Genomic DNA, 9,050 nt, shown 5'->3' on the forward strand with positions numbered 1-9,050 from the left:
ATCGCTGCTAACAAAAGCAAAGTGATACTTTGGGGGTTCATGGCGGTGTTTTTTTCCTGGTTTGTAAGTTTTATATTTGAACAGCAATTCTTTATCAAGTTTAAAAACCGTATCAAAAAGTTAAAACAAAAAGTCAGTTTGTGTATTGATAAGCGTTGCTTTAGCGGTTAATTTTGACTATTGCAGCTATTTCTCGTTTTTATGTGATTTAGGTCTGAGATAATATTATCGATTTTTTTTATTAATCTTTAAATTAGGTTGTATGGCACAGCGTATAGCATTTAAAATGTTTCTTAAACCGGGCTTTCGGGACGAGTATAAAAAACGACACGATGAAATATGGCCTGAGCTGGCAGCATTAATAAGGTCGTCTGGTGTATACGACTATTCTATTTTCCTGGATGAAGAGACCAATACGCTTTTCGGATACCAAAAACAGTCGGGAAATAGCTCTTCTCAGGATTTGGGCACGAATCCTATTGTGCAAAAATGGTGGGCCCGTATGGTCGATATTATGGAAACAAATCCTGATAATTCACCAGTGACGGTATTTCTTGACGAAGTTTTTTATATGGAATAAACCTTGTAAAACATGTCTTTGTATACAACGTGCAGGTGATGAGTCGTCTGTTATGGCGCTTCGGGTTTTGAGATTATAAGCGGACATGTTTTCTTTAAACAATATAAGAATGAATACCTGCATGCAGGTGTCATCCGACTGAATATACTATTTTTAGGTTGAAACGTTTTGTTTTATTTTTAATGAGCGTTTCATCTTATCTCAACAACAAAAAAAATTACGAATGAAACGTTCAATTGGTTATTTTAATTTAGTAGTTCTGCTTGTGTGTTCGCTTTCTTTTGTGGCTTGTTCGCCCGATAGCGACTCTGAATTGGTCGTTTGGCCACAGACGAAGCAAGAGATGAAACCCTGGGTGCGTTGGTGGTGGATGGGCAGTGCTGTGAATGAAGAGAATATTTCGTCATTGCTTAAGTCATATGCCGATAAAGGGTTTGGTGGGGTTGAAATCGCTCCGATATATGGTGCTAAAGGGTTCGAAGATCAGTATGTTGATTATCTTTCACCGCGTTGGATGGATTTGCTCCATTATACGATTGCTACAGCCGATTCCCTGGGTTTGGGAGTAGATTTGACCAATGGTACAGGATGGCCTTTGGGTGGGCCTAATGTAGATGTTGATGATGCGGCGGCTCGTTTATTTATTCAAAAGTATGACGTTCCTTCTCAGGGTATTAATAAATTGATTCAGATCGATGATGTAAAACAGCAAAAAGTGGGCGCGGCATTAATTGCTTTAATGGCTTATGATAAGGATGGGCATATCACTGATTTAATGTCTGACGTGGATAGTACCGGATTTCTTGCATGGCAACCTGAGAGTGGTCAATGGACGCTTTATGCTGCATTTAAGGGCCGTACCCGTCAACAGGTGAAGCGTGCTGCTCCCGGCGGTGTTGGCTATACTTTCGACCATTTGTCTTCTCATGCCTTGGATAATTACCTTAAACGGTTTGATGCTGCCTTTGGTGATAACGCTAATGGTGTGCGATGCTTTTTTAATGATAGTTACGAGTTGTTTGGGGCTAGTTGGGCCGCTGATTTTTTAGATGAATTTGAAGCCCGACGTGGTTATTCCCTGAAAAATTATTTGAGAGAGCTCTCCGGTGATGGAGATTCTCTTGTTATGGCCAGAGTGAAGGCTGATTATCGTGAAACAATGTCGGACCTGTTAATCAATAATTTTTCGATACGTTGGACGGACTGGGCTAACCGTAAAGGAGCTAAATCGCGTAATCAATCGCATGGCTCACCGGCCAATTTAATCGATGTTTATGCTTCAGTTGACATTCCCGAAGTTGAGACCTTCGGAGCTGAACGTTTCGATGTCGACGGCTTTTTCTGGGATAGCTTACACGTGAAAGAGGCCGATCATAATCCTTTGTTTTTGAAATTAGCTTCTTCGGCCGCGAACCTTACCGGTAAGCAATTGGTATCATGTGAAACGTTTACCTGGTTGGGAGAGCATTTCAGAGTGCCTTTATCTCAAACCAAACCGATGGCTGAGCAGGTTTTGCTGGCTGGTGTTAATCATATCTTTTATCATGGAATGACTTATTCGCCACGTGAGGCTGGATGGCCGGGCTGGTTGTTTTATGCTTCGGTTAATTTTGCGCCTTCCAATAGCTTTTGGCCACATATTAATGGGTTGAATGATTATTTGATGCGTTGTCAGAGTATTTTGCAGACAACCACTGCCAATAACGATTTTTTGGTGTATTGGCCGGTGCATGATGTGTGGAATAATGCCAATGGATTAGAAATGATGATGGCTGTTCATTCATCAAAGCAGTGGCTCAAAATGCCTGCAATTGAACATTTGATGAAAGAGGGTTATAGTTTTGATTTCGTTTCGGATGCCCTTTTGTCAACGCTTAAGGTGGCAGATGGACAGCTTATTACGGGCAATGGTAAAAATCGTTATAAGGCATTGGTGATTCCGTCGCTTACAATAATGCCACTCAAAACGTTAAAGAGTATTGAACGTCTGGCTAAAGCCGGTGTTCCGGTTGTTATGCAAAACTTCCCGACCGATGTGCCTGGTTTAGGTGATTTGGAATCCCGTCGTCAGGAGCTTGCCAACATCACCGGGACATATAGCAAAGAAATGCTTTCCGATGCGATTGAGTTGTGGACCAATGATTCTGCACAGTTAATGGTTACTGATCGTATTGATAAGGCTTTACGAATGAAAGGGATTGAGCAGGAAACGTTGACAAAAGACGGACTTCAATATCTACGAAAAAAATCAGCTCAGGGGACTTATTATTTTCTGGTTAATCATACCAGCAAGTTGGTTGATAAAGTGTTGGACTTTAATGCTAAAGCGGGCTCGGCTCTTATGTTGGATCCTCTGACGGGTAGCTATGGAAAAGTTGCTGTGTTGGCTTCAGATAAAAAGTCGGGACTGCGTGTTCAGTTACCTTCTGGTGCGAGTGTTTTTGTTTTATTGACTGATAAGGATTTGTCATCACAACCTGATTGGAATTATACGTCGCCATCTGCCGAAGTCATTGATATCAGCGATTCGTGGAAGCTTAATTTTGTTGATGGTGGCCCGGATTTGCCGGATTCGTTGACGATGATTCAACTTAAAAACTGGACTGCCTTGGCAAACGACACCATGAATTGGTTTTCTGGTACAGCCAGGTATTCAACATCATTTGTGATGGATGATCTGTCAGCCGACGATTATCAACTGGATTTGGGAAAGGTTAATTATAGCGCTCATGTCTTTTTGAATGGAAATGATTTAGGGATTTTATGGAGCAACCCATTTACTGTTAACGTGGGTCGATTCTTAAAGAAAGGAAAAAATGAACTTGTGGTGGAGGTGGCTAATTTAATGGCCAACCGTATTCGTTACATGGATTTACAAGGCATTGAGTGGCGTAATTATCACGAAATTAATTTTGTGAATATTGATTATAAATCTTTTGATGCTTCCGGATGGGATGTAATGCCTTCGGGGCTTGAGGGGCCTGTGGCTTTAATACCTCTGCAGAATGAACAGTCTTTGCCGGCAGCAATTCTTCAGAAGTCGGGTAGTGTGGTTTTTAATTTTGGCGCGTCAACACATTCCAATGATGGCATACCGGTCTCTTTTAGTAGAAAATACACCGGACGTGCTGGTTACGGCTTCGATTTGTGGACTGCGCCACAGGAGCAAACGACTACTGTTAATAACAGTTTGGCGACTACGGCTTGCTATTCATCGCAGCCTTTTTATTTTTCCACGGATTTGCCGGAAGGAAATTATGAAGTGACAGTCTGGTTAGGTAATCCCGACCAGGACGCTGAAACAACGGTGAAAGCCGAATCCAGACGTTTGATGCTGGAGAATATTCAGACCAAAGCCGGGGCGGTTGTTGAACATACATTTATGGTTAATGTTCGTACCCCATGGATTGCCGGAACGGACTCGATCAGAAGAAAATCCCGCGAATATGGCTATTTGAACTGGGACAATAAGTTGACACTTGAGTTTAACGGTAAAGCACCATCGGTGGCTGGTATTCGAATCCGAAAGGCGCCGGATAATATAACAACGGTATTTTTGGCCGGTAACTCTACGGTTGTCGATCAGGAAAATGAGCCTTATGCTTCATGGGGTCAAATGATAACCCGCTTTTTTGATAATCAGATGGTGGTAGCCAACTATGCTGAATCGGGTGAGGCTTTGATCTCCTTTAAAGGCGCACGGCGTTTGGACAAGATTTTGAGTGTCATGAAACCAGGCGATTATCTGTTTATTCAGTTTGGACATAATGACCAGAAGCGACGGGGAGAGGGCATCGGCCCATGGACGTCGTTTACCGATTTGTTAAATGAATTTGTGACACGTGCCCGCGAAAAGGGTGGTATCCCTGTATTGGTCACGCCCATGCAGCGCCGATCGTTTAATGATGATGGTGTGATTGTGCCGACCCATGGCGATTATCCGGCAGCACTTCGAAAAGTAGCCGAAATTCAGAACGTACCATTGGTTGATCTTCAAAAGATGTCTAAGGTTCTTTATGAAGCCTGGGGCCCTGAACTCTCAAAAAAAGCTTTCGTGCAATATCCGGCCAATACTTTTCCGGGACAAACGACTAAATTGGCTGACAACACGCACTTCAATAATTATGGGGCCTATCAGATAGCTTTGTGCGTGATAAAAGGGATTAGAGAAGTTGAATCAAATTTGGCCGGACATTTAACCGTTGCCCCCGAAATTGATTTAACAAATCCGTCTCCTTTCGACTCTTTTGATGTCCCGCATAGTTTGCGTATTGATGCCTTGAAACCGGATGGTAATTAATATTTAAATGGTTATAAGAATTGACCTTTCTTTGTTAAAAAAAATGATTAAGAGATGAGAAATATTATCGTATTTATAGGATGCCTGGTGCTTTTGCCATTTGAACTGTTTTCACAGCAATGGATAAACGATGTTGGCGCCCGTTCTTTCCCTTCTGAAGCAGCTGTTTTTAAAGTCAACGATTACGATCATGTTTTTGAAGGTAAATTAATTGCATCAACACAAGGTATTCAGGCAGCTATCGATGATTGTGCAGCCAAGGGAGGTGGAACAGTTGTCTTTGAGCCGGGTAGCTATCATACAGGAGCTCTTTTTCTTAAAGACAATGTTCATCTGGAAATTGGTGAAGGGGTGGAATTGTGGGCGCTTCATGGTTTGGATTATTATCCGGAGATTGTAACAAGGGTTGCCGGTATTCAAATGAAATGGCCCTCAGGCATTATTAATATTTTGGACGCCCATAATGTGGCAGTCACCGGTAAAGGGATGATTCATGCGCAGGGAAAATACCACTGGGAACGTTATTGGAATTTGCGTGACAAATATACCTCCATGGGATTACGTTGGGCGGCTGACTACGATTGTAAAAGGGTTCGTACCATTCAGGTCTCAAATTCTGAAGATGTTACGTTACGTGGATTTAAGGTTGAACAGTCGGGGTTTTGGACGGTTCATGTGCTTTATTCCAAATATGTTACAGTAAATGGGCTTACCATTCGAAATAATATTGATGGTTTTGGACCCAGCACCGATGGTGTTAATATTGACTCGTCGACTTATGTTCATGTGCTTAACTGCGATGTGGACTGTAATGATGATAATTATACTCTTAAGGCTGGTCGCGATGCTGATGGGCTGCGTATCAATAAACCATGTGAGTATGTTTATATTCACGATTGTATTGCCCGACGCGGTGGCGGACCTTTGGTTATCGGAAGTGAGACGTCGGGGTGGATTCGGCATGTGAAGGTTGAAAATATGAAAGCCATAGGTTCTCATCATGTCATTCATCTTAAATCGGCTTTTACGCGCGGTGGCGGAATTGAAGATGTGACGCTTGAGAATGTTCAGGCCGATGGGGTTACTGAATTTTGTGTGGTGACGCTTAACTGGAATCCTTCCTATAGCTATGCACAACTGCCAGAAGGGGTGACCGAAATGCCTGAACATTGGAAGGTTATGCTCGAAGAAGTGCCTAAAGAGAAGGGACTGGCTATTATCCGCAATATTACGGTACGTAATTGTCATGCAGTAAATACTGGCAGAGCTTTCAACGTCTCAGGTACCGAAGAGTCTTATATTTCTGATTTTACGTTCGAAAATATTTTTGTTGCGGCTTCAAAGGCCGGGAGTATATCCTATGCTAGGAACTGGAATATTAATGGCTTGACCGTTAAAACACCTGCGGGTGAAGAAGTTGTCGTTTCTGATTCACAGAAGGTTAAGATGAATAATGTCCATTTTGAATAATTTTTAACTAAAATGATAATTATGAAGACAAGTGTGAGGGTTTTATTGACAACATGTGGCTTTATGTGGCTTACAGCTTTATCGGTGGCGCAGCAGCTACCCGATAAAAAGGAGGTGTTGAATAAAATGGTACTTGCCAACGATTATTTTATGCAGAAGTTTCCCGATGTGGGAATGAAATTGGTTACCGATGCTGTGAGGCCTTCGAATATCTGGACTCGGGGTGTTTATTACGAGGGGTTGATGGCTTTGCATACCATTTATCCCAAAGAAGCCTATTACGATTATGCCTATGCGTGGGCCGACTTCCATAAATGGGGCTTTAGAGGTGGTAATACCACGCGAAATGCCGATAATTATTGTGCTGGTCAAACATATATTGATCTATATAACATATCGCCGGACCCTGAAAAGATAAAAAATGTTCGTATCTGTATTGATATGCTGGTCAATACACCGCAGAATGATGACTGGTGGTGGATTGATGCATTACAAATGGGAATGCCGGTTTTTGCTAAGTTGGGCGTTTTGACCAATGATTATAGTTATTTCAGCAAAATGCTTGATATGTATATGTATACCAAAACCAGGCATGGCGGAAAAGGACTGTTTAATCCTGAAGATGGCTTATGGTGGCGCGATAAGGATTTTGTGCCGCCTTATAAAGAACCTAATGGTGAAGATTGTTACTGGGCCAGAGGCAATGGCTGGGTTTATGCCGCATTGGTGAGAGTCTTGGATATTATGCCAACCGATGCACCTGGTTACGATGAATATATGACTATGTTTAAACAGATGTCGGTTGCTGTTAATAAAGTGCAGCGTAAAGATGGCTTTTGGAATGTTTCGTTGCACGATGCTAAAAATTTTGGCGGAAAAGAGACTTCCGGAACGGCTTTGTTTGTTTATGGCATGGCATGGGGAATTAATAATGGCATATTAGATGCAAAGAAGTATTTGCCAGTAGTTGTTAGTGGATGGAATGCCATTGCCAATGAGAGTCTGCATGAGGATGGCTTTTTGGGGTATGTGCAGGGAACAGGCAAAGAACCTAAAGATGGGCAGCCTGTCAATTATACAAATGTGCCCGATTTTGAAGATTATGGCCTTGGCTGCTTTTTATTGGCCGGAACTGAAGTGTATAAATTGAAATAATTGGAAAAGTGTTTTTTTAGTGAAGAGGTTACCCAAAAGGTAGCCTCTTTTTGGAGGTATATGTGAATAAATAGTTTTTATTCAATATCATTGATGTCAGGTAAAAATTTAGAGAAATGATTAGAACCCAGCTCCAATGTGAGAGCCAGATATTTTAGGAGATATTGGGGTTGATTTCTGCCTTAAGAAATTTCCGTTAAGAAAATCAATCTTATTGGCGTAAAGAAATCCGGGCTGTTTTAGCGAAGCGAGTTCACGGATTTTAGACAATAAAGTTGATTTTTCGAGGGGACTCGTGCGGCAGAAGTGGTGGTTTATGCATGGTGTAAAATGACTAACCATATGCATATTATTTTCAGGAGTACTCAGGGCTTAAAGCCAGAAGTACTATTAGATGACTTTAAGCGATTTACAAGTAGAGTGCTAATAAAAGCCATTCACGAAAATAGTCGAGAGAGTAGAAAGGAATTGTTATTAGAGCGATTTAAAGCAGCAGGAGAAGAATCAGCAAGCGTAAAGAAATATCAATTTTGGAGGCACGACAACAAACCTGTTGAACTATGGAGCAGCCATGTAATTAATGAAAAAATAAACTACATTAATGCATTTAATTATTTTTTATAGGTGGCATTGAACTCGTAAAACTCGTTTCACAATAATCCTGTGGAGGAAGGATTGGTATTGCACCCCTATGAGTATCTATATAGCAGTGCAAAAGATTATATAGGAGAAAAGGGTGTGTTAGATAATGTTTTTGTAATTAAGTAGTACCACACGATGCAATTGCGCGGCAGCATGGGGTGAAATCTTCATTAAGCCAGAAAGAGATTGAAAGTATATCAATGGACATAAAGTCAATAATAGAAATATTAGAGCATGAAGACATTGTTGAATAAAATTGATGTTAAAAGCACCTTTTGGGATAATACTTTTTTATTGGGAAAGATTATTTTGGTATTAACGTTAAGTGCTAATGCTGTTTTAGGAATTAGGATATTGCCTCTTTTTAAAATTGCACAAGGAGAGGTGGTTGATGTCGCAAATGAGAAGTATATGCAAACCGTTATTGGTGGTAATGATAGGGCTTATGATTGTATGGCTCTCAGGATTGATTCGTTTAAGCGAAGAATCATCTACAGAAAACCTGAATATGCAGATTTATTTAAACCAGGAGATGAAGTTGAGTTATGGTATTATAGAATGCATGGCGAATATATAATTGTTCAAGCAAAAAGAGGAGATGAGATATTAATAAAGCATAATGACCTTTTGGCCAATATTGTTTTTGTATTAATGGTCGGTAGCTTTATCGTTGTTCTGTTGGAGTTACTTGTAAAAAAAAATTTACCAAAACGAGACTGATTATTTACTTTCCAAAAGCCAATTTAGTTCTCACGTTTTGTAATAATCCGTCAAGAGCGTATAATATGTGCTTCTTATCTTCATCCGGAAGGCTCTGAATCCACTACCCGTTTAATAATGGAATTATCCAGTTCGACGTTTGTTTTCTTGGTAAGATAGTCAAGATAGACGCCCAAAGCATCC

Annotated in this window: 6 protein-coding genes; all 6 read left to right on the forward strand. The window is 40.9% G+C overall.

All coding sequences use genetic code 11. From position 1 onward, the window contains the following. Window positions 1-262 precede the first annotated feature (262 nt). The 6 genes from rhaM to ACT3CD_RS15635 all read left to right on the forward strand — a co-directional run bounded on the left by rhaM (window position 263) and on the right by ACT3CD_RS15635 (window position 8,867). Window positions 263-580 (forward strand): L-rhamnose mutarotase, encoded by a 318-nt coding sequence (rhaM, locus tag ACT3CD_RS15610; RefSeq protein WP_444646589.1) that lies wholly within the window; start codon window positions 263-265, stop codon window positions 578-580. A gap of 223 nt (window positions 581-803) precedes the next feature. Further along, entirely contained in the window at window positions 804-4,880 is a 4,077-nt protein-coding gene (locus ACT3CD_RS15615; RefSeq protein WP_444646590.1) for a glycosyl hydrolase, read from the forward strand. A 54-nt stretch (window positions 4,881-4,934) separates the two neighbouring features. After that, window positions 4,935-6,350 carry a glycoside hydrolase family 28 protein gene (locus ACT3CD_RS15620; protein WP_444646591.1) on the forward strand — a complete coding sequence of 472 codons (1,416 nt, stop codon included), beginning with the start codon at window positions 4,935-4,937 and terminating at the stop codon, window positions 6,348-6,350. Window positions 6,351-6,371: 21 nt separating this feature from the next. After that, the gene (locus tag ACT3CD_RS15625; RefSeq protein WP_444646592.1) at window positions 6,372-7,505 is read left to right on the forward strand and encodes a glycoside hydrolase family 88/105 protein; all 1,134 of its coding nucleotides are present in this window, start codon (window positions 6,372-6,374) and stop codon (window positions 7,503-7,505) included. A gap of 309 nt (window positions 7,506-7,814) precedes the next feature. Continuing rightward, window positions 7,815-8,129 carry a hypothetical protein gene (locus tag ACT3CD_RS15630; protein ID WP_444646594.1) on the forward strand — a complete coding sequence of 105 codons (315 nt, stop codon included), beginning with the start codon at window positions 7,815-7,817 and terminating at the stop codon, window positions 8,127-8,129. A 252-nt stretch (window positions 8,130-8,381) separates the two neighbouring features. Then, the gene (locus tag ACT3CD_RS15635) at window positions 8,382-8,867 is read left to right on the forward strand and encodes a hypothetical protein (protein WP_444646593.1); all 486 of its coding nucleotides are present in this window, start codon (window positions 8,382-8,384) and stop codon (window positions 8,865-8,867) included. Window positions 8,868-9,050: the final 183 nt, after the last annotated feature.

The sequence above is a fragment of the Geofilum sp. OHC36d9 genome, from assembly GCF_052400685.1.
Lineage (GTDB): Bacteria > Bacteroidota > Bacteroidia > Bacteroidales > Marinilabiliaceae > CAZHHH01.

Excerpts from the sequence above, each read along its gene's own strand:
- ACT3CD_RS15625 (WP_444646592.1), top strand. The coding sequence starts at position 6,372 with ATGAAGACAAGTGTGAGGGTTTTATTGACAACATGTGGCTTTATGTGG.
- ACT3CD_RS15620 (WP_444646591.1), top strand. The coding sequence starts at position 4,935 with ATGAGAAATATTATCGTATTTATAGGATGCCTGGTGCTTTTGCCATTT.
- ACT3CD_RS15615 (WP_444646590.1), top strand. The coding sequence starts at position 804 with ATGAAACGTTCAATTGGTTATTTTAATTTAGTAGTTCTGCTTGTGTGT.
- ACT3CD_RS15635 (WP_444646593.1), top strand. The coding sequence starts at position 8,382 with ATGAAGACATTGTTGAATAAAATTGATGTTAAAAGCACCTTTTGGGAT.
- rhaM (WP_444646589.1), top strand. The coding sequence starts at position 263 with ATGGCACAGCGTATAGCATTTAAAATGTTTCTTAAACCGGGCTTTCGG.